Source organism: Mesorhizobium sp. M0862 (genome assembly GCF_040319795.1).
Lineage (GTDB): Bacteria > Pseudomonadota > Alphaproteobacteria > Rhizobiales > Rhizobiaceae > Mesorhizobium.
The window spans coordinates 37220-57858 of record NZ_JAMYOJ010000006.1 but is presented as its reverse complement, the minus strand read 5'-3'; the positions used below and the strand labels follow the sequence as shown (position 1 = coordinate 57858).

23 protein-coding genes are annotated in these 20639 nt (G+C 62.8%); 14 read left to right on the top strand and 9 right to left on the bottom strand.

What is annotated here, in order from left to right; genetic code table 11:
* The first annotated feature begins 10 nt into the window (after nt 1–10).
* A complete protein-coding gene (locus NKI15_RS11115; protein ID WP_352514019.1) occupies nt 11–379 on the top strand; it encodes a response regulator in 369 nt (122 codons plus the stop codon).
* Nucleotides 380–812: 433 nt separating this feature from the next.
* Here the strand turns inward: NKI15_RS11115 and NKI15_RS11110 are convergent, their stop codons facing one another.
* A complete protein-coding gene (locus NKI15_RS11110; RefSeq protein ID WP_023744144.1) occupies nt 813–971 on the bottom strand; it encodes a hypothetical protein in 159 nt (52 codons plus the stop codon).
* A 129-nt stretch (nt 972–1100) separates the two neighbouring features.
* A complete protein-coding gene (locus tag NKI15_RS11105; RefSeq protein WP_023728466.1) occupies nt 1101–3101 on the bottom strand; it encodes an AI-2E family transporter in 2001 nt (666 codons plus the stop codon).
* A 185-nt stretch (nt 3102–3286) separates the two neighbouring features.
* On the opposite strand from NKI15_RS11105, the gene NKI15_RS11100 reads away from it, so the two are divergent.
* Together NKI15_RS11100 and NKI15_RS11095 are read left to right on the top strand one after the other, a co-directional pair.
* Nucleotides 3287–3520 carry a hypothetical protein gene (locus tag NKI15_RS11100; protein WP_023686482.1) on the top strand — a complete coding sequence of 78 codons (234 nt, stop codon included), beginning with the start codon at nt 3287–3289 and terminating at the stop codon, nt 3518–3520.
* 199 nt (nt 3521–3719) lie between these two features.
* Nucleotides 3720–4799: an aminopeptidase gene (locus NKI15_RS11095; protein ID WP_352514020.1), complete on the top strand. Its 1080-nt coding sequence runs from the start codon at nt 3720–3722 to the stop codon at nt 4797–4799.
* 29 nt (nt 4800–4828) lie between these two features.
* Here NKI15_RS11095 and NKI15_RS11090 read toward each other — a convergent pair whose 3' ends face one another.
* Nucleotides 4829–6034 carry an ROK family transcriptional regulator gene (locus NKI15_RS11090; RefSeq protein WP_352514021.1) on the bottom strand — a complete coding sequence of 402 codons (1206 nt, stop codon included), beginning with the start codon at nt 6032–6034 and terminating at the stop codon, nt 4829–4831.
* A gap of 145 nt (nt 6035–6179) precedes the next feature.
* On the opposite strand from NKI15_RS11090, the gene NKI15_RS11085 reads away from it, so the two are divergent.
* From NKI15_RS11085 to NKI15_RS11055, 7 genes are all read left to right on the top strand, one after another.
* The gene (locus NKI15_RS11085; RefSeq protein ID WP_352886101.1) at nt 6180–7445 is read left to right on the top strand and encodes an ABC transporter substrate-binding protein; all 1266 of its coding nucleotides are present in this window, start codon (nt 6180–6182) and stop codon (nt 7443–7445) included.
* Between the two features lie 80 nt (nt 7446–7525).
* Nucleotides 7526–8461, top strand: a complete 936-nt coding sequence (locus NKI15_RS11080) for a carbohydrate ABC transporter permease (RefSeq protein ID WP_352514022.1) — start codon at nt 7526–7528, stop codon at nt 8459–8461.
* Nucleotides 8454–9359, top strand: a complete 906-nt coding sequence (locus tag NKI15_RS11075; protein WP_023671100.1) for a carbohydrate ABC transporter permease — start codon at nt 8454–8456, stop codon at nt 9357–9359. The genes NKI15_RS11080 and NKI15_RS11075 overlap by 8 nt, the downstream gene beginning before the upstream one ends.
* Nucleotides 9360–9441: 82 nt before the next feature.
* Nucleotides 9442–10548, top strand: coding sequence for an ABC transporter ATP-binding protein (locus NKI15_RS11070; RefSeq protein WP_023691879.1), 1107 nt, complete (start codon nt 9442–9444; stop codon nt 10546–10548).
* Between the two features lie 39 nt (nt 10549–10587).
* Nucleotides 10588–11352 (top strand): SDR family NAD(P)-dependent oxidoreductase, encoded by a 765-nt coding sequence (locus NKI15_RS11065; RefSeq protein ID WP_352443532.1) that lies wholly within the window; start codon nt 10588–10590, stop codon nt 11350–11352.
* A complete protein-coding gene (locus NKI15_RS11060) occupies nt 11349–12365 on the top strand; it encodes a sugar phosphate isomerase/epimerase family protein (RefSeq protein WP_352514023.1) in 1017 nt (338 codons plus the stop codon). Before NKI15_RS11065 ends, NKI15_RS11060 begins: the two co-directional genes overlap by 4 nt.
* Nucleotides 12365–13177, top strand: coding sequence for an SDR family NAD(P)-dependent oxidoreductase (locus NKI15_RS11055; protein ID WP_023737593.1), 813 nt, complete (start codon nt 12365–12367; stop codon nt 13175–13177). The genes NKI15_RS11060 and NKI15_RS11055 overlap by 1 nt, the downstream gene beginning before the upstream one ends.
* Nucleotides 13178–13486: 309 nt before the next feature.
* On the opposite strand, the gene NKI15_RS11050 is transcribed toward NKI15_RS11055, so the two are convergent.
* From NKI15_RS11050 to NKI15_RS11030, 5 genes are all read right to left on the bottom strand, one after another.
* Nucleotides 13487–13921, bottom strand: a complete 435-nt coding sequence (locus tag NKI15_RS11050) for a hypothetical protein (protein ID WP_023671095.1) — start codon at nt 13919–13921, stop codon at nt 13487–13489.
* 693 nt (nt 13922–14614) lie between these two features.
* Nucleotides 14615–15163, bottom strand: coding sequence for a dihydrofolate reductase family protein (locus NKI15_RS11045; protein ID WP_352443963.1), 549 nt, complete (start codon nt 15161–15163; stop codon nt 14615–14617).
* Nucleotides 15164–15348: 185 nt separating this feature from the next.
* On the bottom strand, nt 15349–15618 hold the full coding sequence (locus NKI15_RS11040) for a PilZ domain-containing protein (protein ID WP_023726509.1): 270 nt from the start codon (nt 15616–15618) through the stop codon (nt 15349–15351).
* A gap of 59 nt (nt 15619–15677) precedes the next feature.
* Nucleotides 15678–15887 carry a hypothetical protein gene (locus NKI15_RS11035; protein ID WP_023671091.1) on the bottom strand — a complete coding sequence of 70 codons (210 nt, stop codon included), beginning with the start codon at nt 15885–15887 and terminating at the stop codon, nt 15678–15680.
* A 202-nt stretch (nt 15888–16089) separates the two neighbouring features.
* Nucleotides 16090–16464, bottom strand: coding sequence for a hypothetical protein (locus NKI15_RS11030; RefSeq protein WP_023833641.1), 375 nt, complete (start codon nt 16462–16464; stop codon nt 16090–16092).
* A 145-nt stretch (nt 16465–16609) separates the two neighbouring features.
* Here NKI15_RS11030 and NKI15_RS11025 point away from each other — a divergent pair, with 145 nt between their 5' ends.
* From NKI15_RS11025 to NKI15_RS11010, 4 genes are all read left to right on the top strand, one after another.
* Nucleotides 16610–16783 (top strand): hypothetical protein, encoded by a 174-nt coding sequence (locus NKI15_RS11025; RefSeq protein WP_155923304.1) that lies wholly within the window; start codon nt 16610–16612, stop codon nt 16781–16783.
* Between the two features lie 260 nt (nt 16784–17043).
* On the top strand, nt 17044–17796 hold the full coding sequence (locus NKI15_RS11020) for a DUF4142 domain-containing protein (protein ID WP_023671088.1): 753 nt from the start codon (nt 17044–17046) through the stop codon (nt 17794–17796).
* A gap of 32 nt (nt 17797–17828) precedes the next feature.
* Nucleotides 17829–18434, top strand: a complete 606-nt coding sequence (locus NKI15_RS11015) for a general stress protein (RefSeq protein ID WP_023704148.1) — start codon at nt 17829–17831, stop codon at nt 18432–18434.
* Between the two features lie 182 nt (nt 18435–18616).
* A complete protein-coding gene (locus NKI15_RS11010; protein ID WP_031202398.1) occupies nt 18617–19237 on the top strand; it encodes a hypothetical protein in 621 nt (206 codons plus the stop codon).
* A gap of 55 nt (nt 19238–19292) precedes the next feature.
* Here the strand turns inward: NKI15_RS11010 and NKI15_RS11005 are convergent, their stop codons facing one another.
* Nucleotides 19293–20441, bottom strand: a complete 1149-nt coding sequence (locus tag NKI15_RS11005) for an extracellular catalytic domain type 1 short-chain-length polyhydroxyalkanoate depolymerase (RefSeq protein WP_352514024.1) — start codon at nt 20439–20441, stop codon at nt 19293–19295.
* Between the last annotated feature and the right edge of the window lie 198 nt (nt 20442–20639).

Genomic DNA, 20639 nt, shown 5'->3' with positions numbered 1-20639 from the left:
TCATCTGCTCATGGGCAAACCCTTGGTCCTTGTCGTCGACGACGAAGCCTTGATAGCACTGGATATGGAGTCCACTCTTTCGGAGGCGGGCTTTGCCGTGGCGTTGGCGGCGACATGTTACCAGGCGAAACGTTTTCTTGCGGACCATACCCCCGCCGCAGCTGTCCTGGACGTCAAGCTGTCGGACGGCGAGACTGTTGAAGCGGCAAAAACCTTGGCAGGGCGAGCTGTTCCTTTCGTCGTCTATTCCGGCCTGGGGGTCGAGGAAACCCCCGAAGCGTTCTCGTCTGGCGTAAGAGTGATGAAACCCGCCGGACCTGCAGAAGTGGTCCGGGCTCTCAAAGCGATGACCGCCGGGCAGCAGAAGGCGACGGGATAGCCGTGCTCTGAGCACCTTCGGTCTAAACTAGCCAGGCGCTGCCGGAGCAGCTGCCGCGCCTCACGGAGCAGCGAATTGCGGCCGGTGCCGATCAGGCGAACAAGGTCGCGCCCGTGATCCTCGGTGATGCCGGTCTCCCTGGCAATTGACAGCACCAGTGCTTCTTCCCTTCCACTTTCTTAGGGTCGTACCTTGCCCGTGCTGATCATGCCTTCTCCATCGGCTCACCGCCAGGATCTGAGAGAGACTCATTCCTCGACGCACGGTCAACCTCTTTGTGCCGCGTTTGAGCGACAGAGATAGCGGCTCAATTATTGCGTTGCCAGAAACGATCCTGGCAACAGCCAAGTGGCCGGGTCCGTTCGTACGATAAAGCGCCCCGCGCAGGGACGGCGCCAGCATGGGCCAAATCGACCAGACAGATTGAGCGGTCCTATGCCTCTCCGAAATCGGTTTCGTTTCTTGACGTGGGGTGCCGCTCGTAGTCAACGGGCGGCGGCAGGAGCATGATTTCGGTCTCCTTGCGGCCGAACTCTCGGCCGATCTGGAACGCCGCGTAGATCGCGCCGAGGCGGATAAGGAATCTAAGCATGGGGGTTCTCCTTCGATGTTAGGAACCGCAAGGCCGCGAGATTGTTCCATGGCTTGCGAGTGGGGACGATCTTGCCGTCGCACCAGGCATTCCAGCGCCGGCGCGGCAATCTGAGACATGGCGGTGCGGCTAGGCTGTTGCGGCCGTTGCTTGGGCCGGGATCCGTTTTCGAGGGGCCGGACGGCGTCGATCGCGGCGTTTCGAAACGACTTTGAGGGGAACGGCCGGCGCTGGAGAAAGTGCGCCAAGCACAGCGTTGACCATGCCGTGCGCTACGAAATCGGCGCTGATGTCGGCGGCCAAAGCTTGCCTTTCTTGCCCGACATCGCCCTGCTCCGCGTCTGACCAGAACACGATCCCAATTCTCAAACCTGCCTTGGCGCGCTTCAGTCTGCGGACCAGAAAGCGGGCATGCTTGAGCGAATCCCGGTTCAGGAAGCCGACCACGACGGTGTCGATCGCCTCTAGTTCGAGACGACGAATACCTGCCGGCTCCATATCGACAAAACTGGCCTTCGCCACCGTAGCACCTTGCACCTCCAGCACCTGAGCGAGCATGGCGGCAGCGGCATCGTCGAGTTCGCCGCGACCGCCGGCACAAAGCACCGACATGTCCTTGCCGTCGGGCAGCTCGATCTCTTCCTCTTCGACGCCATCTGTTTCCCTGCTCGCGCTCCCTTCCGCGGTGGTTGTCGGCGCATCTTCCTCGCTTGCCTCTTCCTGTGCATCGTCAGCAAGATTTGCCACAAGAATTTGGGCGCTCGCCGCCACCTGCCTTCGCTGTTGATCGCCCATCACGCCACGCATGCGGTCCTGCTCGCCCAACAGGAGAGCAGGAATGGCGACAGTGTCGTAGAAATCGATCAGGTACTTCTCCTCGAGGATCTCCTCGGCATGGTCAGTTGCCTCGTCGGGATCGCCGGCCAGGAGCCGTTGATAGAGCCGGGCGTGAGCTTCAAGGACGGGCTCGTTGCCAAACAGGACGTCGAGAAATTCGAACTGCGGAACATGTCGCCCGAGGACGACGAGGCAAACTGTCAGCGGCGTCGAAAGGACCAGGCCGAGCGGCCCCCACAACCATGTCCAGAAAATTGCCGCAACGATGATTGCCAAAGGAGAAAGTCCCGTGCGCGAGCCATAGAGCCACGGTTCGATGACGTTGCCGGTTACCAATTCCATGACGACAAACAGTGCGGCGGTCCACAGCACCAGCGACCAGCCGGGCGCAACCGCCAAGGCCAGAAACAAGGGCAGCAGCATGCCGATAACAGGGCCGATATAGGGAACGAAGCGCAGCGCCAGTGCCAGCAACCCCCACAGCAGCGCGTTGGGAATGCCGAGCACCCAAAGGCCAATCGCGATTGGTATCGCGTAGACGATGTTGACCACCAATTGCATGATCAGATAGCGGCCAACCCGTTTGCCGGCATCCTGCAATGCCTGCGTTGTGCGATGGAGGTCGCCATAGCCGACGAGGCGGATAAACCGGTCGCGCAGATCCTCGCGCTCAAGCAGCATGAAGATGACGACGATGATGATCAGGCCAGCTGATGCCAGCGGGCTGATCAACGGTCCGATGATGTTCTGCAATACCTCCAGAGGTCTCTCGCGGGCGACGATCTCGACGGGAACAGGCTCGCGCCGGGGCTTGTCGGCCGCAGGCGGCGCCACATCCTGCTTGTCGATCTCCTGACCGACGCGCTCGATCACCCCGCTCAGCCTGGCAATTATGCCGCCACCAACGCCCGTCTCCTTGAGGGAACGCACCTTGGTCAGAATGTTTGTCTGGTAGACGGAAATGTTCTGAGCAAGCTCGCTTACCTGGGTCGCAACAATGAAGCTGAACAGGCCCAGGGCCGCGAACGCGCCAATCACGCTCAGAAGCACTGCGGGCAGCCGAGGCAAGCCGACACGCTTCAGTGCGGAGACCATCGGCACCAGCGCAAAGGTCAAAAGCAGCGCGATGGCAATGGGAAGGAACACCTCACGACCGAAATACAGCGCAGCTACTGTCGTGACGATGGTTGCCACGGTAGGCAGAGCTGTGCGCGGATGGGCATTGCCTGCCGCAAGAATCCGTCCTAGCCCTCGCTCGGACGATGAGATGTCGTTTCGACGATTGGCAGCCACGTGATTCCCCCCGTTTCCTAGCGATAGTTAGACCCATTCGCCTGCCGGGCAATGTTTAGCAGGGCCGAATACATACGTTTTGCGGTTTTGCGCCCTGGGCGCTGTGCTCTGACGGTTCAGTCGATATCGTCGGAGCCGCAAATCTGTGGTAAAGCCGCCGCCCAACCAACCAAAGGACGACATCTGTGAGCGAACCGACTGTGGCTGAAGCGACCGAAAGTATCTATGCCTCGCTGCGGGCGGACAATGCCGACATCGACGCCCATATCGCGACGCTCAAGGCTGCGCTGACACGAGAGGGCGCAAAACAGGCGGTGTTCGATCCGGCCAAATTGGCCCAGAACAACCGCTCGGGCCGTAAGTTGATGCAGGCTTATTTTCGCCAGCGCGGCGTGAGCGTGAAGTTTTCGGACCAGTAGCGCGCGGCAGCTTGTGGGAACGGCGTCCCAACGGACGGTCCGTATCTCGCCCGCTCCGCCCTGCGGTGGACTTTCGTCGATCCTAGGCGAATGCCCGCATTGCCCTGCCCAGGTCGGTGTCGCCCCCTGCCCCTGCAGCTCTTGACGGAAACCGGTGCCTCCTGTTTGAGGTGGACCAGGACGTTTGCTGCATGGGGAGATGGGCAAGGGTGGGCAAACAGTGAAGCGCGTTCTTCGGATGCTTGCCGCGGCGATCATCGCGTCCGGGGCGACCGGCTGCACGAGCATTTCCTACTACGCGCAGTCGTTGCAGGGTCACGCGCAGATCATGGCCGCGCGCAGGAATGTCGGGAAACTCATCCTTGACCCTTCGACGCCCGAGGCATTGCGCGCGAAATTGACGTCGGCCAGCGCGATAAGACGGTTTGCGACGGATGAACTGGCATTGCCCGAGAACAGCAGCTACCGCAGCTATGTCGACATCCATCGCGACGCCGTGACCTGGGCCGTTTTCGCCGCGCCGCAATTCTCGCTGGCGCCACGAACATGGTGCTTTCCGGTTTTCGGCTGCGTTCCATACCGGGGTTATTTCTCCCGGAAATCCGCGGCTGAAAGCGCTGTCGAGCTTCAAAGACAGGGCCTCGACGTCTATGTCTCGGGCGTCACCGCCTATTCCACGCTTGGCTGGTCGAGTGACCCGCTACTGAGCACCATGCTGCGTCAGGACGACACCTATCTCGCCAGCCTTGTTTTTCATGAGCTGGCGCATCAGCGCCTCTATGTGGATGGCGATTCCGCATTCAACGAGGCGTTCGCCGTTGCCGTCGAAACCAGCGGCGTCAGGAAATGGCTCCGCGCCGCCGGCGACCGGGCCGGATTGCGCCGCTACGAAGCCGATCGCAAGCGCAGCGCCGATTTTCTTGGACTGGTGGCGAAGACGCGCGACGAGCTAAGGCAGGTCTATGGTAGTCCCCGTACCCCGGAGCAGATGGCGACTGCAAAGAAAGCCGCGATCGAGAGGATGCGGGCGCGCTACCGGCAGATGCGCGACAGGCACTGGGCGGGATACCGGGGATACGACGCCTGGTTCGCTGCCCCGATCAACAACGCCAAGCTCGCCGCAACTTCTGTCTACGGTGAACAGGTTCCGGCCTTTCTTCGCTTGTTCGACCTGTGTTCGGGCGACTATCCAAGGTTTTACGCTTCTGTCCGGCGGATCGCGGATTTGCCCAAATCGTCCCGCGCCGAAGCGCTCAAGGCTGCCGACACGTGCAATTGACTTGAACAAGCACAGGCAGGTCCTGATGATCACCCCAGCGACAGTTCCTTCGTCTGGTGTCTCAAAACGAGGCCGACCGCGCCCAGCAAGGCATCGTTCTCGGTGTGCCTGCCAACGATGATGCGCGTGCGCAGCGCGGGAGCGACATCCCGGGACTTGATCAGCGTGTGGCGTTCATAGGACGCGATCAGCGGCGTCAACAGAATGTCCCCTGCCAAAGCCATGTGGCCGCCGATGATGATAAGCGGCGGATTGAGCACCGAGCCGATCAGGCCGAGACCCCGGCCGGCGATCTCGGCGGTATCCTCGATCATCCGCAACGCCCTGACGTCGCCCTGCTCGGCCATGGCGATGACATCGTCCATGGTGACTTGCCGCCCAACGACACGCGAAATCTGTTCCAGCGGCCGGGCAAAACTCGCGTAGAGCTCCAGGCATCCGCGATTGCCGCAGCGGCAAAGGTCGCCGCCGGGATCGATGCTGATGTGCCCGAATTCGCCGGCGCCGCCGGCGACGCCCGTCACCAGCCGGCCATGCTGGACTATGGCGCCGCCGACACCCAGGTCGATCTTGAACAGGACGAAATCGTCCTGGCCTACGGCCGCGCCCCACATCAGCTCGGCAATGGCCGCGCAGTTGCTCTCGTTGTCGGCGAAGATCGGCTGTTCCAGGACGGGTCCGAACACATCTCGTATGTTGACGCCGGCCCATGTTGGAACCATGCTTGCGCGCAGCACCACTCCATCGCGGCTGACAGGGCCGGAGACGGAGACACCAACCCCCAGGAGCCCCGCCACCGGCAGACCGTTTTCCCTGTAAGATTGGGCAATTGCCGATTTGACCGCCTGGGCCGCCTGTTGCGGCTGGTAGTCCAGCGCCATTGGAATATTTTGTTCGGCAATGACGGAATGCGAGACATCGGCGACGATGAGCCGTATCTGCTGAAGAGCCAGGTGAATGCCGACGCAGGTGCCCGCTGTCGGATTGAGCGTCACCGCCGCGGCTGGCCTGCCGATGCCTCTGATGCCGTCGCGGCTGGTCGGGGCTTCGATCACCATTCCAGACCTTTTCAAGCCGTTAAGCGCGGTTGACACCGTCGAGCGCGCCAGACCGGTGGCGCGTGCGATCTGCAACGCGGAGAGTGCGCCGCGCTCGCTCAGGCAGCGCACGATCATGCTCTCCGGCGACGCGGAGGGTCTGTCGATCAGCCAGGTTCTAAGCGAAGGTTTTGTCATGGCTCAACATAAACATCGTTGACTGATAGCTCCAATATGTCATCTTGGAAAGAACTCGAGATTGACGCATCTCGCCGGCGGCGGCTTCAAACCGCGGCCATAAGCGGTCGAGACGAACCGTGCAACACGATATGGGAGTGAAACGATGAAGTCCGTCATGACCGCGCTTGCGGCCGCTGCTGCGTGCACATTTTTCGCCGGAACAGCCTTCGCCGAACCCAAGACCAACCTTTTGCACCAGTGGGCGACCGGATCGGACGCCCAGGCGATCGCCAAGCTCGGCGAGATGTTCACCGCCAAGGGCGGCAAATGGGAACAGACCTCGATCGCCGGCCACACCGCCAATACGCTGGCCAAGCTGCGCGCCGACGTGATCGCCGGCAATGCCCCGCCTGCCGTGCAGCTCAAGGGCCCCGAGATCGCCGAATGGAACGAGACCGGCATGACCGCCGATCTCGACGAGTTGGCGGCCTCGGAAGGGTGGGAGAAAGTGGTGGCGCCGGAATTGCTTCCGGTGATGAAGCCGACCGGCAAATGGGTCGCCGCGCCCATGAACATCCACCGCATCAACTGGCTCTGGGCCTCGCCCAAGGTCATGCAGGCGGCCGGCGTGGCGGAAATGCCCAAGACCTGGGCCGAGTTCAATGCCGCCTGCGACAAGATCGTCGCCACAGGCAAGATCTGCATCTCGCATTCGACCGCCGACTGGACGGATTCGACGGTGTTCGAGGTCGTGCTCTACGGCCAGGACATCGATCTCTACCGTAAGGCCTTTGTGGAAGGCGATGTCGAGTCCATGCGCAGCCCGGGAATGGTCAAGGCCTTCACGCAGATGCGCCTGATGACGAGCAAATACATGGATCCGGGCATGGTCGGCCGCGACTGGGATTCGATGTCGGCGCTGGTCGGCAAGGGCGACGCGGCGTTCCACATCATGGGCGACTGGACGATCGGCCTTTTGACCGCCGCCGGCTTCAAGGAAGGCACCGACTATGTCTGCGCCCAGGCGCCGACCGATTGGGGCAAACCCGGCTTCATCCTCAACTCGGACTCGGTCGTGTTCTTCAAGCAGAAGGACCAGGATTACATCGACGGCCAGAAGCTGCTGGCCAGCCTGATCCTGTCTCCCGACTTCCAGACGGTCTTCAACCAGGCCAAGGGCTCGATCCCTGCACGCCTGGATATCGATCTGTCGAAGGGCTTCAATCCGTGCCAGCAGCTCTCGCAGAAGGATCTGCACGCTTCGATCAAGGACGGCACGCTGGTCCGCTCGATGGCGCACAACATGACCATCCCGCAGAAGATGCGCGGCGCGATCATGGACTCCATTACCGAGTTCGTGGCGACACCGGACATGTCGCCCGAGGATGGCGCCAATGCGATGGCCGACGCGGCGGAAGCACAGAAATAGACGGGAATGGCCGGGCGCGATGCCTATCCGCCCGGCCGTCCTCCCTTTCAGTCCCGTGCTCTGCCAATGCTGTACTCTGAATGTCAAATCAAGACCTGATCCTGTCGGTACCGGCGCCCGCCCGCCCCTGGCGCGAGCGGCTGGGCTCCGCGATGCCCTTGCTCGTGCTCGGCCCCTCACTCGTGGCGAGCTTCGTCTACGTCTTCGTGTTCACCGGCTGGACGCTCTATATCTCGCTGTCCAACTCCTCGCTGCTGCCGACCTACGGCTTCGTCGGCCTGGACAACTACGCGTCGCTGTGGGCGAACCGGCGCTGGAACATCGCCTACAACAACCTGTTTTTCTTCAGCGCTTTCTACATCGTCGGCTCGATGGCGGTGGGACTGCTGCTGGCGATCCTGATCGACCAGCGCGTGCGCGGCGAAGCGGCCTGGCGCACGATCTTCCTCTATCCGCTGGCCGTCTCCTTCATCGTCACCGGCACGGTCTGGAGCTGGCTCTACAATCCGACCGACGGCATCCAGGCCATGGTGCGCGGTTTCGGCTGGGCGAGCTTCAGTTTCGCACTCGCCAGCGACCGGCACTATGCGATCTACGCGGTGATCATCACCGGTGTCTGGCAGGCCTCGGGCTTTGCCATGGCGCTGTTCCTGGCCGGCCTGCGCTCGGTGGATCAGGACCTCGTCAAGGCCGCGCAGATCGACGGCGCATCGACGTTCCGCATCTATCGCAAGGTGCTTCTGCCAACCATTGCGCCGATCTTCCTGGCGGTCGCCGTCATCCAGATCCAGTTCGCCATCAAGACCTTCGACCTCGTGGCGGCCCTGACCAAAGGCGGCCCGGGGATCTCGACCACCTTCCCCGCCATCTACGTCTATGACCTGATGTTTCAACGCGGCCAGATCGGCGAAGGTGCGGCCGCCGCCATCATGATGCTTGCCGCTGTTGCCGTGGTGCTGGTGCCCTATTCATTCTGGGTGGTCTGGCGCCGGCGCAAGGAAGCCGGCCATGGCTGACGTCTCCCTGGACCAGTCGCTCGACCGTCGCGCTGCCGCAGTCGCGTCGCGCCGGCATTTTCTCACCCGCTTCGCCATCTATGGGCTGCTGGTCGTCTTCGCGGCGATCTACCTGGTCCCGTTGCTGGTGGTGGTGCTGAATTCATTCCGCGACCAGCAGGAGATCGCGCGCAACGGGTTGATCTCGCTGCCGCGCAGCTTCCGCCTCGATGCCTGGGGCCAGGCCTGGAGCACCTATTGCATCGGCGGCACCTGCGAGGGCATGCAGCGCAACTTCTACAACTCCCTGAAGATGACGATCCCGGCCACGATCATCTCGACGGCGGTCGGCGCGATGAACGGTTACATCCTGTCGAAATGGCGCTTCAGAGGTTCGGAAGCTTTGTTCACCTGCATGCTGCTCGGCGTCTTCATTCCGGGCCAGATTTCGTTGATGCCGTGGGCGTTCATCCTCGGCAATCTCGGCCTCAGCAATTCGGTCTACGGGCTCGTCCTCATCCACGTTATCCAGGGCATTTCGTTCACCACTTTGTTTTGCCGCAACTACTACGTCAGCATCCCCGACGACCTGATCAAGGCGGCGCGCATCGACGGCGCCGGCTTCTGGCGCATCTTCCGCAAGATCATTCTGCCGCTCTCCTCGCCGATCCTGATCGTCACGGTGATCTGGCAGTTCACCGGCATCTGGAACGAATATCTGTTCGGCGTCGTCTTCACCTCCGGGCAGCAACAGCCGATCACGGCAGCGCTCGTCGCGCTGACGGCAAGCGGCACCAATGTGCGCGCCTACGATGTCATGAGCGCCGCCGTGCTGATCGGCGCGCTGCCGCCGCTGCTGATCTATCTCTTCGGCGGCAAGTATTTCGTTCGTGGCCTGACCCAAGGGGCGATCAAGTGAGGCGCCGTCAAGTGAGGCGCGATCCAGTGAGCGGAGCCTGTCTCCTGTCGCCGATCGTCCCGTCCGCCAAGAAGGGCATCGCATGTCGACATTGACCATCCGATCGCTGCGCAAGAACTTCGGCGCGGTCGAAGTGCTGAAGGGCATCGATCTCGAAGCGCGGAACGGCGAGTTCATCGCGCTGGTCGGACCGTCCGGCTGCGGCAAGTCCACTCTGCTGGCGATGATCGCCGGGCTCGAATCTGTTACCTCCGGCGAGATCCGCATCGACGGAAGGCTGGTCAATTCGGTGCCGCCGAAGGACCGCGACATCGCCATGGTGTTCCAGTCCTACGCGCTCTACCCGACGATGACGGTGCGCGAGAACATCACCTTCGGCATGGAAAGCCGCCGCGTCCCGAAGCCGCAGCAGGACGAGGCCGTCAAGCGGGTTGCCGCTTTCCTTCAGATCGAACCGCTGCTTGGCCGCAAGCCCGGACAGCTCTCGGGCGGCCAGCGCCAGCGCGTCGCCATGGGCCGGGCGCTGGTTCGCGATCCCAAACTGTTCCTGTTCGACGAGCCGCTCTCCAATCTCGATGCCAAGCTGCGCGTCGACATGCGCACCGAAATCAAGAAGCTGCATCACCGCGTCGGCAAGACCACGGTTTACGTGACCCACGACCAGGTCGAGGCGATGACGCTGGCGTCGCGCATCGCCGTGATGCACCAGGGCGAGGTCCAGCAATTCGACGATCCCGCCACGATCTACAACCGTCCGGCCAACATGTTCGTCGCCGGCTTCATGGGCTCGCCGGCGATGAATTTTTTGGCCGCGGAACTGAGCCAGGAAGGCGGTCACGCCACTGTTGTGTTGCAGGCCGCCGATGGCAAGACGGCCAGCCTGCCGATCGTCCAGGCGCTCCCATCCGATACGCCGCGACAAATCATTCTCGGCATCCGGCCGGAGCACATCTACCGCTTCGATCCGGATCTTGCGCGCCGCAAGCCGGGTATCGCGCAAATCGATGCCGTGGTCGAACTGGTCGAGCCGACAGGTGCGGAGACCATGGCCGTCCTGCGCCTGGGCGGCAAGGAGATCACCGGCCGTTTCGACCCCGACGGCACGCCGCTTATGGGCGAGACGGTGACGCTCGGCATCGACATGGCGCGGGCGTGCCTGTTCGACCCGACGACCCAACGCCTGATCTGACCCGATCTGACCGAAGCTTGATCTGAAAAGAGTTCCGCCTTGTCCTTCGCCACCTATCCGAGCCTGTCCGAGCGTGTCGTGCTGATCACCGGCGGTGCGTCGGGCATCGGCGCCGACACGGTCCGCGCCTTCGCCGCCAATGGCGCACGAGTGGCGTTTCTTGATCTGCAGCAGGAGGCCGGCGAGGCGCTCGCGCGGGAACTCGCCACGGCAGTGCACGCGCCCCTGTTCCTGCGCTGCGACGTGACCGACATCCCTGTCCTGCAGGCCGCGATCGGCACGGTGCGCGAGCGCCTCGGGCCTGTCGCAGTGCTGGTCAACAACGCCGCCGATGACAATCGCCTCTCCGTCGCCGACGTGACGCAGGAATATTGGGACCACGCCCAGGATGTGAACCTCAGGCACCACTTCTTTGCCGCCCAGGCCGTGCATCCGCACATGCAGGAAGTGGGCTTTGGTTCGATCGTCAATTTTTCCTCGATCGCCTGGCGTTTCGGCGCATCAGAGATGGCCCCCTATGCGGCGGCCAAAGCTGCCGTTATCGGGCTGACCTTCGCGCTGGCGCGGGCGTTTGGCCCCGACAACATCCGCGTCAACGCCATCGAGCCGGGCGCCGTCATCACCGACCGGCAGCGGGAGCTTTGGTACAAGACCCAAGGTTCGGTCGACCAGGTCGTGCAGCGCCAGGTGATCCGCAAGGTTCTGCTCGGCGAGGAGATCGCGCGCACGGTGCTGTTCCTCGCCGCCGACGACAGCCGCATGATCACCAAGCAGTCGATCACCGTGGATGCCGGCCTGAGATGACCACACCTGACTCAAAGGATCGCTTCATGCTCGAGGTCGGCCTGAACCCCTACGGCCTGACCTATCATCTCGGCCTCCAGGGCCGCGGCACGCCACGCGCCAATCCGCAGCCAGCGGGGCTCGAAGGTTTCATCGCGCTCGCGACCGAACTCGGCGCGCGCGTGCTGGAGATCTGGGTGCCATGGCTGAGCGAGCTTTCCGACGACGCGGTGATCGCGCTGCGCGAACGGCTCGCCGGCCTTGGCATCACGCCGGTCGTCAGCGGCGGCCTGCTGGTGGGCGAACCGCTCGACGATGCCTTTCGGGCCGCTCGCCTGCTCAAGGCCAAAATCATCCGGACGGCGCTGACGCCCATTCTCTGCGGCGACCGCAACGCCGCCGGCGAAAAATGGAGCGAGTACGCCGGCATCATTCGGGGGCGATTGGTGGAGTGGGGTCCCCGCGCGAATACCGAAGGGTATGTCCTTGCGATCGAAAACCACCAGGACTTTACCAGCCGGGAACTCGTCGATTTCTGCGCCCTCGGTGGTGACAGTGTGGGCGTCACCTTCGACACCGGCAACACGTTCCCGGTCGGCGAAGCGCCGCTCGATTTCACGCGCGCGATCGCCCCCCATGTCCGCCATGTCCACCTCAAGGATTACCGCGTGCAGTTCACGACCGAAGGCTATCGGCTGATCCGTTGTGCCATCGGTGACGGTGCTGTGCCGTTCGCCGAGCTGTTTGCAATTCTTGGCCAGCACCACGATCGCATGACCGCCGTTCTCGAACCGGGCGCCTTGGAGGCCCGGCATGTCCGCTATCTCAGCGACGACTGGTGGCGAGGCTATCCCCCGAAGACGGCGCGCGAATTTGCCGCCTGCCTGGCGGCAGCCCAGCGCAACCGGCTGCCCGACGATGCCGACACCCGCACCCCCTGGGAGCGCGAAGACGACGTCTCACTGGTTTCCTATGAGCTCGACATGATCCGGCGCAGCGCCGCCAACATGCGCAAACTGATGGAGAAGATCTGATGACGGCACGTGAACTCGATGGATTGACCGCCTTCGTAACCGGCTCCGGCCGTGGCCTCGGCCGCGTGATGGCCGAGCGCCTGGCCGAACTCGGCGCCAATGTCGCGATCCACGACATGGACGAGGAAGCGCCGGCGAAGTACGGCGAGTTTGCCAATCTCGGCGAAGTGGTCGAGCGCCTGAAGCGGCACGGCACGAAGGTCACGTCGGTGACCGGCAACATCGGCGACCAGAAAGCGGTTGCCGAGATGAAGCGCAGGATCGAGGCCGATCTCGGCGACGTCCATGTGCTGGTCAATTGCGCTGGCGGCGACATCGGCGCCAAGGGCGGCAAGCCGAACCCGAACAACGCCCTCGACATCGAACTGGACGACATCCGCGTGCTCACCGAGAACAATCTGATCGGCACGATGCTGGTCTGCCAGGCCTTCGTGCCTCCGATGAAGCAGCGCGGCGGCGGCTCCGTCATCAACATCGCCTCCGCGGCGGCACATCTCGGCTGCTCGCCCGAGGTCGTTTACTCCACCTTGAAGGCCGCGGTCGTGCATTACACGCGCTGTCTCGCCAAGGAACTGATCGACGACGGCGTGCGCATCAACGCGGTCAGCCCCGGCGCCACCAAGACGGCACGCTTCCAGGCGACCCGCGTGGTCGATCCGGAGCGCATGGATTCCAGCAAGAAGTCGCTGAACCGCTATGCCGAGCCGGAGGAGATCGCCGAGGCGGTGGCGTTTCTGGCTGGCCCGCGGGCGCGGTTTATCAACGGGCAGGTGCTGCGGGTGGATGGCGGGTTTACGATTTTTCCGGGGTGATGGGCGGGCCTCGAATTTCAATTTCGGGGCCGAAAGCGGAAGGTCCGTTTTTGGGATTCCTGGGTTAAATTGCCCCCTCACGCCTCGAGCTTTTCGCAGCGTCAAAACGGCTGTGGAGGGATTGGCAGGCTATACCGCTGACGAAGCGCACATGTGACGCACCAGAGGTCCACTAAGCAATGGTGAACGTCATTTCTGAAGTCGCAAGCAACTCGGCCGCCCTACTCCATTGAGGTCAGCCATGCCTTCGCGGAGCCGACGCAATCTCTGCTGGAGCCTGCATGCTTCTTCAGGCGCGAGCGCTGTGTCTCAGTGCGGCATGAATCCTTTTCTCAGCCAAGCCAATATCTTGCTCCCATTGAGGACCCTGCGGACACGCCCGGCGGCCCAGCCAGCCTGCATGGTGGCGCCGGTGTGGCAACTGCAGACGATCTCATGCAACTGCCAATCGGAGAGTTCGAAGAAGCGTCTGGCTTCCCCGTAGGTATCCGATTGCATGCCCGATGCACGCAGCAGTGGATCGTCAAAGGCGACACTGATCGCCGATCCGACCGCGCGCGCTTCTCCGCGGACAGAGGGATGCAGATGCTCAGTCCCGGTGAGAGCCACAAGGGAGCGCGTCGGATTTCGATAGAGCAGTTCCGCCCACCGCTCTATCCGTTGCGTCCTTGTAGCCAGCAGAGCCGGCGATAGTGGACTGATGTCCGCGACTGACTGGAGTTGATCGAGTGTCTGGTGCTTCATGACTGCCTCCTGTTGGTCGTTCCAATCCCAAGGCCTTTGCTGCAGGATTGGCTCACACGCTAAGCCGCCTCGTAAAGGAGCGGCGGCCGATCAGGTGTTGCCACCAATCGCCCACAGGCACCACGCGGCGGCATCTGCAGCGACCCCAACTGCATTCCTTCGCCAATGTTCCAGCGGGATGAAAAAAACTGTGCGGCCGGCCGACCCGACGGACCCGGCTGGCGCACGCAGGATCCTGAACTGCTGGACGATGATGACGCAGGCCTGGAAAGGCGGCTAGGTTGGACCTTGCTTTTCAGGCTTGACCATGATGTTTCACTACCCGCTCGGTCATCGCGGGAAGGCCAGGAGCAGAGCCGCTGGCAACGGTGAGTTGCGGACGAGGGCGGGCGGTGGAGGACGACGCCCTTGGGCCGCCAGGTCACTGAAGGACCAACCGAAGCGGCGCTTCGGGCGTAAAAGCGATGTCCTTGTAGGTCTGCAATGTCTGCTTATGGAGTAACGGCGGCAAGGCCTCTTTGACCGGCATGGGGCGCATTGCTGACCGGCAGATTTTCGGCCGACAGCAGACCCTCTGCTGCTTGGGTACCCAGCACGCAAGCTGACATGTGAGACCTCGGTGCGAAGGCCGGGACCAGGCCCACTGCGAACGTACGTGTTGGTTCGCATGTTGGCGCTGACGCGCCTTATCGTTCAGCCTCGCGGCACATAGATCATATGAACCGTATCGTCATCGATCAATGTGCTCGACACCAGTTGCAGCGGAGGCCTTGCCTCGTGGAAGAAAGGCTTGCCCTTGCCGAGCACGAACGGCCTCACGTGCAGGTGATATTCCTCGATCAGGCCCAGCCCGGTCATAAGACCGGCCAGTTCCGGACCGGAAACGCTCAGGATACCCTCCGTGCGGGCCGCGATCTCGCGAATCTGCGTTTCAATATCGCCGGAGATGAGGGTGGCGTTGGGGCCGACCCGTGAAAGTGTGCGCGAAACGACCCATTTGGGCAGCTTGCGCCAGAGTGTCGCGAACTGGCGAAGCGGAGCGTCCCATTCCGCGCGATCATCGTCCCAATAGCGCATGACCTCGTACATCCGGCGGCCATACACAGCGCCGGCATGGTTGCGAATCGTCTCGATCCAGTACTCGAAGTGCTTCTGGCTTGGTGCGCCCATGACCAGATTTCCGGCAAGGTCATCGACATAGCCATCGATGGAAACGTTCATTCCCAAGATAAGTTTGCCCAAAAGCAGCGCCTTCACCTAGTGGGTCCACGGACCAACCGCTTGCAATGCAAGCGGTCAGAGGCTATCGCAACTGATTGCAAATCGCAAGCAGCATGGAAGGAAGCGTTCGTGCCGCAAACGAGCCCTGCCTTGTCCCATCAACCCTGCACTTGAACAGCTGGGTGATCCGTCCCGGCTACCGCCATCTACGCCTGCCGTCCCGAATCAAGCTGCACCCCAAGTCGCTCGTTCCGTCTCCACCGCACCACGGCGCGATAGCTGGTATGATCGACAGGCACGTGAAGGACGAAACGGTCGGGGATTGCGATATCGGCCTTCACCCGCAGCTCCGCACCGTGAGCGTGCTGGTTGCAAACCAGACAATTGATACTGGCGTCGCCAACGCGGATTGTCGCTTCCTTCAGAACAAGATCACGGATATGCGACCGTCGCTCTATCGGTGGGTCAGCCGGCATTGCCTTATCCCTCTGATTTGACGACCTGAAACTCTTCTGAACCCGGAATGAAAAGCGCACTACCGGCCCAGCGGTTGCCTCGAAAGACTGACGAGCTCGGCTTCGTCGACCACGCCGGCCATATAGTTCGCGATAATCCGGGATGCGATGGCGTCGCGTGCTTCGGGCGACTGACCGTCGCGCTTAAGCTGCTCGAATACACGGCCCAACAGCTCGAGTTCGGATGGCTGCAAAACGCCGGCCTCCGTGGCTTTGCGTCGAATGGGCATTTGTGATCCTCCACTGCGGTCAACAACATACGACCGCGGCAGGGAAACTCAACTCACCTGTCGAGGGCGCCGCGCAGGCGGCGCCGACCACAAATCCCGTTTACCCGAGCGGGGAGTTTTTCACTCAAAGCCACAGTGATCTGGCGTCCATACAAAGCCCGCCGGCAAAACCGGCGGGCGCCATAGGTCATAAGATACCCCACTAGAACCAGCTTCGGTCGCGTTCCTGGCTTTGCCCGAGCAGCATGCCGATCAACAACCCGGCAATGCCGCCAAGCACGAAAGCGCTGCTGATGGTGCCGGGATTTTGCTGGACGGCTTCGGACACCGTCTGCGCCTGCGATCTCAGCTGCTGCGTTGCCCGTGCCGCGCGCTCGGTCGCGCTGCCGTACCAGCCGCCGGCTTCGCCGACGGCATCTTCTGCGCGGTCGGCAAGCGTCCGGTTGATCTTGCTGATCTCGCGCTTCAGCGATGCAACCTGCTTCTCCAGGGCCTCCTGGGCCTCTCGGGCGGACATCTTCGGGGTGTCCTTGGGGGTGTCCTTCGCGGTGTCCTTCGGGGTGTCGTTGTCGGCCATGGCTGTTCCTTTCGTTGAGGCAGGGGGAACGGCCAACGGACAAGGATGGTTCCGCTGCCTGCGCTCACAGTCATTCACCCGGCCGGCCGCCAACTTTGGGAACACTCTCCCGATCCAACGGTTGTGGCTGATGGAGGGCACGCATTTGTCGAATCGATCGAGCCATGCTGAAACGCTGCGGACGGTCTCCGATCTGCTCCACCGCGCCCGCCGTGTCATTCGCGACGGCGGCCATGCGGCGGCGATGTTCGAAATAGACACGCTGCTGCAGGTCGCCCAGACAGAGGTTGCGCGCCGCCTCGAACGCAACGATCGCTGAACCTCGATAGGCCACCGCGGGCACTATTCATTGCGGGCGGCGAAGGCCTCGTTTCCCTTTGCGATGGACTTGCAAGGCGCCCATCGAGCGGGTCGCCGTCCGCGCCACGCGTCGACATTGCAAAGGCGCAAAATCCGAGGATGAGGGACCATCATCGCGGCATCGACCCTCCCTGTTATAACGCTTGGGCGGCGGAACAAAGCTTGGCCGCACTGGTTAGGCTCACAGCACGATGTGTGCCCCAACGAGGATCTCTGTCCATGAAAACACGTGTTCTTCTAGCTTCGCTGGCCACCGCCACAGCCATGGTCTTCGCCCTGCCCGCCTTCGCCGCCGACAGCGCTCAGGACTTTGTCGACAAGGCTGCCATCGGCGGCCTGTTCGAAGTGGACTCCAGCAAGATCGCAGAAGGCAAGGCCCAGGATCAAGGCGTCAAGGATTTCGCCAAGAAGATGATCGACGATCACGGCGCCGCCAACGCCAAGCTTGCGACCATCGCCGGCGAACAGAAGCTGAAAGTGCCGACGGAGCTGGACGCCAAGCACAAGGCCGATCTGGAGGCTCTGCAGAATGCCAACGATGCCGTCGACAAGCCCTATGTCCAGATGCAGCGCGATGCGCATTCGGAGGCGGTCACGCTGTTCGAGAGCTATGCCAAGGACGGCGACAACGCGCAGCTGAAGACCTTCGCCTCCGAGACCTTGCCGACGCTCAAAATGCATCAGGAAATGGTCGAGAAGATCGCTTCCGCCGACAATGCATCGTCGACCACCAGCTCCACCACCCCGGCCGTGAGCACGACCGACACCACCAATCCGGCCGCCCCGGTCCCGGGTGCCAACAGCTTCACCGAGGATCAGGCGAAGAGCCGCATTCAGGATGCCGGCTTCTCCGGCGTGTCCAAGCTGACCAAAGACGACCAGGGCATCTGGCGCGGTCAGGCCACCAAGGATGGCAAGACCACGACCGTGGCGCTCGATTATCAGGGCAACGTCGTTGCCGGCGCGAACTGAACCCTCTGAACCAGAACGAGGAGATCAAGACCATGAAAACCGTAACCGGACTTTTCGACAACTACGATGATGCCTCCGATGCCGTCGGCGAACTGGAGGCAATCGGCGTGCCGCAGGCCGACATCAGCATCGTCGCCAACAATTCGGATGACTGGTACGACGACGGCGACACTTCCAACGCCGCCGAGGATGCAGCCGGCGGCGCCGGTCTCGGAGCCGTCATTGGCGGCGCCGGCGGGCTTCTGACAGGGCTCGGCATCATGGCCATTCCGGGCGTCGGTCCGGTCGTGGCCGCAGGATGGCTGGCCGCCACCGCGGTCGGCGCCGTTGGCGGCGCGGTCGTCGGTGGCGCTGCCGGCGGCATCGTCGGGGCGCTGACCGAGTCAGGCGTCCCCGAAAGGGATGCGCATGTCTATGCGGAGGGCGTTCGCCGCGGTGGCACGATGGTGACCGCCAGGGTCAGTGACGAACTTGCCGATGAGGCCGAGCGTATTCTTGGCGAGTCCAACTCGGTCGATCTGCAAGACCGCCGACGCGCCTATGAAGCCGGTGGCTGGACCGGCTTCGATGCCAATGCCGACCCCTACACCGACATCGAGGCCGAGCGCGACAGAACGCGCAACGCCAGCCCACTCTGATCATCGAGCCCCGTCGCCGTACGGCGGCGGGGCCGAAGGTGCTGTCGGCGCACTGCAAGCGACGTTCAGATTCGGCCATAAGGGGCGGGTTCTCATCGGACCTGCCCCTTTTCGCTGTTGCCTTGGCTTGACCGGCTCTCGCCGTGTTAACGTCGAACCAACGAACCCAGCCCCAGGAAAGCATGAGCCCGTCCCCGCAACTGATTGCCGAATGGCCGTTGTCGCCGTCAGCGACACTCGGGTCCGCCGTGCGCTCCAAGGGGATCGAACGTGAAGTCAGAGCCCGCCTGCCATGGGCAGTCAGGAAGCATGTCAAGGCCGAGACGGGCCGCATCGCATTGCGAATGTCGAAATCCGAAGCGGAAGCGTTCAAGGCCGCCTCTGCCAGTATCTCCAAAACACTGGAGGGAGTGGAGGCGCTGCCTGTGCTTCCGCGCGAGGTCGAGGATATCCTTACGATCTCTTCGCGCGAGCGCCACAAATGGCTCAAGGACGGTCGGCTGCAAAGCACCGGCACACGCACCGTCAAGATGCGTGGGCGATCAAAGTCTGTCACCTTCCACGTTTTCGACCCGCGCCACATCGAGGACGTCCTGGACCGCGATCTGGCAACCGTGTGGAGAGAGCAGGATGTCCAGGAAGTCGCCGAGAACAGGCGGCGCGGCGCGGGCAAGGCCGCGCTGACGCGCGCGGGAAAGGGCACCGGCCAGGCGCGCACTGCGAGGAAGGCCCGGAACACGGACGGCCCGGCGCCCGGATTGAAGGGCTGGGATGCGTTCGAGGACGAAGGCCTGCTGCGATAATGATGCTGGCGCTTGCCCTTGTATTTTGGGCGTATGCGCGGGGCGAGCCTCAGCCTCAGCGCATCAATCCCGCTGCCCTGAGCGCGTCCTCGATGACCTTGGTAATCCCGCCCGCCGGACCGCCTGGCGGATTGACAGGCTCCGGGGCCGGATCGACACGGACGGCTCGCGGTTTTTCCTTCGGCGAGAAAGGCTGCAATGCAGTGCCTGAAGCGGCCTCGGCTTTCGCCGCACGTCGTACCTCTGGCTTCGTCAGCCCCCAGAAACGGGCGATGTGGCGCGTCGAGGAAATCCCGACATCCAGCATGAACGGCCCTGCTTTGCCCAGAGCATTGTCGCCGCTCGTCTGCAATGGCGTGCCATGGCCCATGCCGGCAATGCTGTATGCCTCGACCACGTCGCGGCCTTTGCCATCGGACCAGACTTTTCGGCTCTGACCGTCGACCTTTTCGGTGCGTGTCGGCGCTTGAGCGAGGCCGTGCACGCCCTGCCATTGCGCCAGCACCGCGTCGGCATTGGAAGGCACCACGGTCGTATCGGCCGAGCCCTGCCAGACCGAAATCCTCGGCCACGGCCCCTTGTGCGGCGAAGCCTCCCGCAACAGACGCTGCAGGTCGCTTCTGGACGGTCCGCCGTGGCCACGCATGCGGTCGAAGGCTTCGGGGATGGTCGAGGCGCTGCCATAGGCAAGCCCGGCAATGATCGCGCCACCGGCAAACACGTCCGGGTAGGTCGCCAGCATCACCGCCGCCATGGCGCCGCCAGCGGAAAGGCCGGTGACGAATATCCGCTTGCGGTCGAGACCGTGAGTGACCACCGCCGCCTCGATCATCTGGCGGATGGACAGCGCCTCGCCGCTGTCGCGGCTTATATCGCCTGGCACGAACCAGTTGAAGCAAAGATTGGCGTTGTTGGCGCGCTGCTGCTCGGGGAAAAGCACGGCAAAACCCTGATCGGCAGCAAGTTCGGTCCAGCCGGAACCATGGTCGTAGCCGGCGGCAGTCTGGGTACAGCCATGCAGCACCACGACCAGCGCCGCCTGCTTCGGCAGGTTTTCAGGAAGATAAAGCCGCGCACGCAAGGCGCCCGGATTGGACCCGAACCCTGTCATCTCGGACAGGTGATCGTCCTTGCTCTGTCCTGCACCGGCTGGCCGGCGGCGCATCGCGCTCAGCCGGGCGATCGTATCGGATATGTCTCGCAAATTGGTATCCTTGCGCGCCGGAATGGGCAGACTCGTGCACACAACGCACACGCAGCAATATCGTTGCTGCACTGCACAATAACAAGCGGCGCGACCGATTAAATGACCCGGTGGATCACAGGATCCGCTGCACAGCTTGTAACGACGAGCGCAATTTGCGCCCGGCCGACCTCTTGTCAGTCAGCCGGTCGAGGCCGG

Coding starts and splice junctions, on each gene's coding strand:
- NKI15_RS11050 (WP_023671095.1), bottom strand. CDS start 13,921: ATGAAGCACCAGACACTCGATCAACTCCAGTCAGTCGCGGACATCAGT.
- NKI15_RS11040 (WP_023726509.1), bottom strand. CDS start 15,618: ATGCCGGCTGACCCACCGATAGAGCGACGGTCGCATATCCGTGATCTT.
- NKI15_RS11035 (WP_023671091.1), bottom strand. CDS start 15,887: ATGCCCATTCGACGCAAAGCCACGGAGGCCGGCGTTTTGCAGCCATCC.
- NKI15_RS11070 (WP_023691879.1), top strand. CDS start 9,442: ATGTCGACATTGACCATCCGATCGCTGCGCAAGAACTTCGGCGCGGTC.
- NKI15_RS11115 (WP_352514019.1), top strand. CDS start 11: ATGGGCAAACCCTTGGTCCTTGTCGTCGACGACGAAGCCTTGATAGCA.
- NKI15_RS11080 (WP_352514022.1), top strand. CDS start 7,526: ATGTCAAATCAAGACCTGATCCTGTCGGTACCGGCGCCCGCCCGCCCC.
- NKI15_RS11030 (WP_023833641.1), bottom strand. CDS start 16,464: ATGGCCGACAACGACACCCCGAAGGACACCGCGAAGGACACCCCCAAG.
- NKI15_RS11090 (WP_352514021.1), bottom strand. CDS start 6,034: ATGACAAAACCTTCGCTTAGAACCTGGCTGATCGACAGACCCTCCGCG.
- NKI15_RS11060 (WP_352514023.1), top strand. CDS start 11,349: ATGACCACACCTGACTCAAAGGATCGCTTCATGCTCGAGGTCGGCCTG.
- NKI15_RS11015 (WP_023704148.1), top strand. CDS start 17,829: ATGAAAACCGTAACCGGACTTTTCGACAACTACGATGATGCCTCCGAT.
- NKI15_RS11010 (WP_031202398.1), top strand. CDS start 18,617: ATGAGCCCGTCCCCGCAACTGATTGCCGAATGGCCGTTGTCGCCGTCA.
- NKI15_RS11055 (WP_023737593.1), top strand. CDS start 12,365: ATGACGGCACGTGAACTCGATGGATTGACCGCCTTCGTAACCGGCTCC.
- NKI15_RS11075 (WP_023671100.1), top strand. CDS start 8,454: ATGGCTGACGTCTCCCTGGACCAGTCGCTCGACCGTCGCGCTGCCGCA.
- NKI15_RS11095 (WP_352514020.1), top strand. CDS start 3,720: ATGGGCAAGGGTGGGCAAACAGTGAAGCGCGTTCTTCGGATGCTTGCC.
- NKI15_RS11020 (WP_023671088.1), top strand. CDS start 17,044: ATGAAAACACGTGTTCTTCTAGCTTCGCTGGCCACCGCCACAGCCATG.
- NKI15_RS11085 (WP_352886101.1), top strand. CDS start 6,180: ATGAAGTCCGTCATGACCGCGCTTGCGGCCGCTGCTGCGTGCACATTT.
- NKI15_RS11110 (WP_023744144.1), bottom strand. CDS start 971: ATGCTTAGATTCCTTATCCGCCTCGGCGCGATCTACGCGGCGTTCCAG.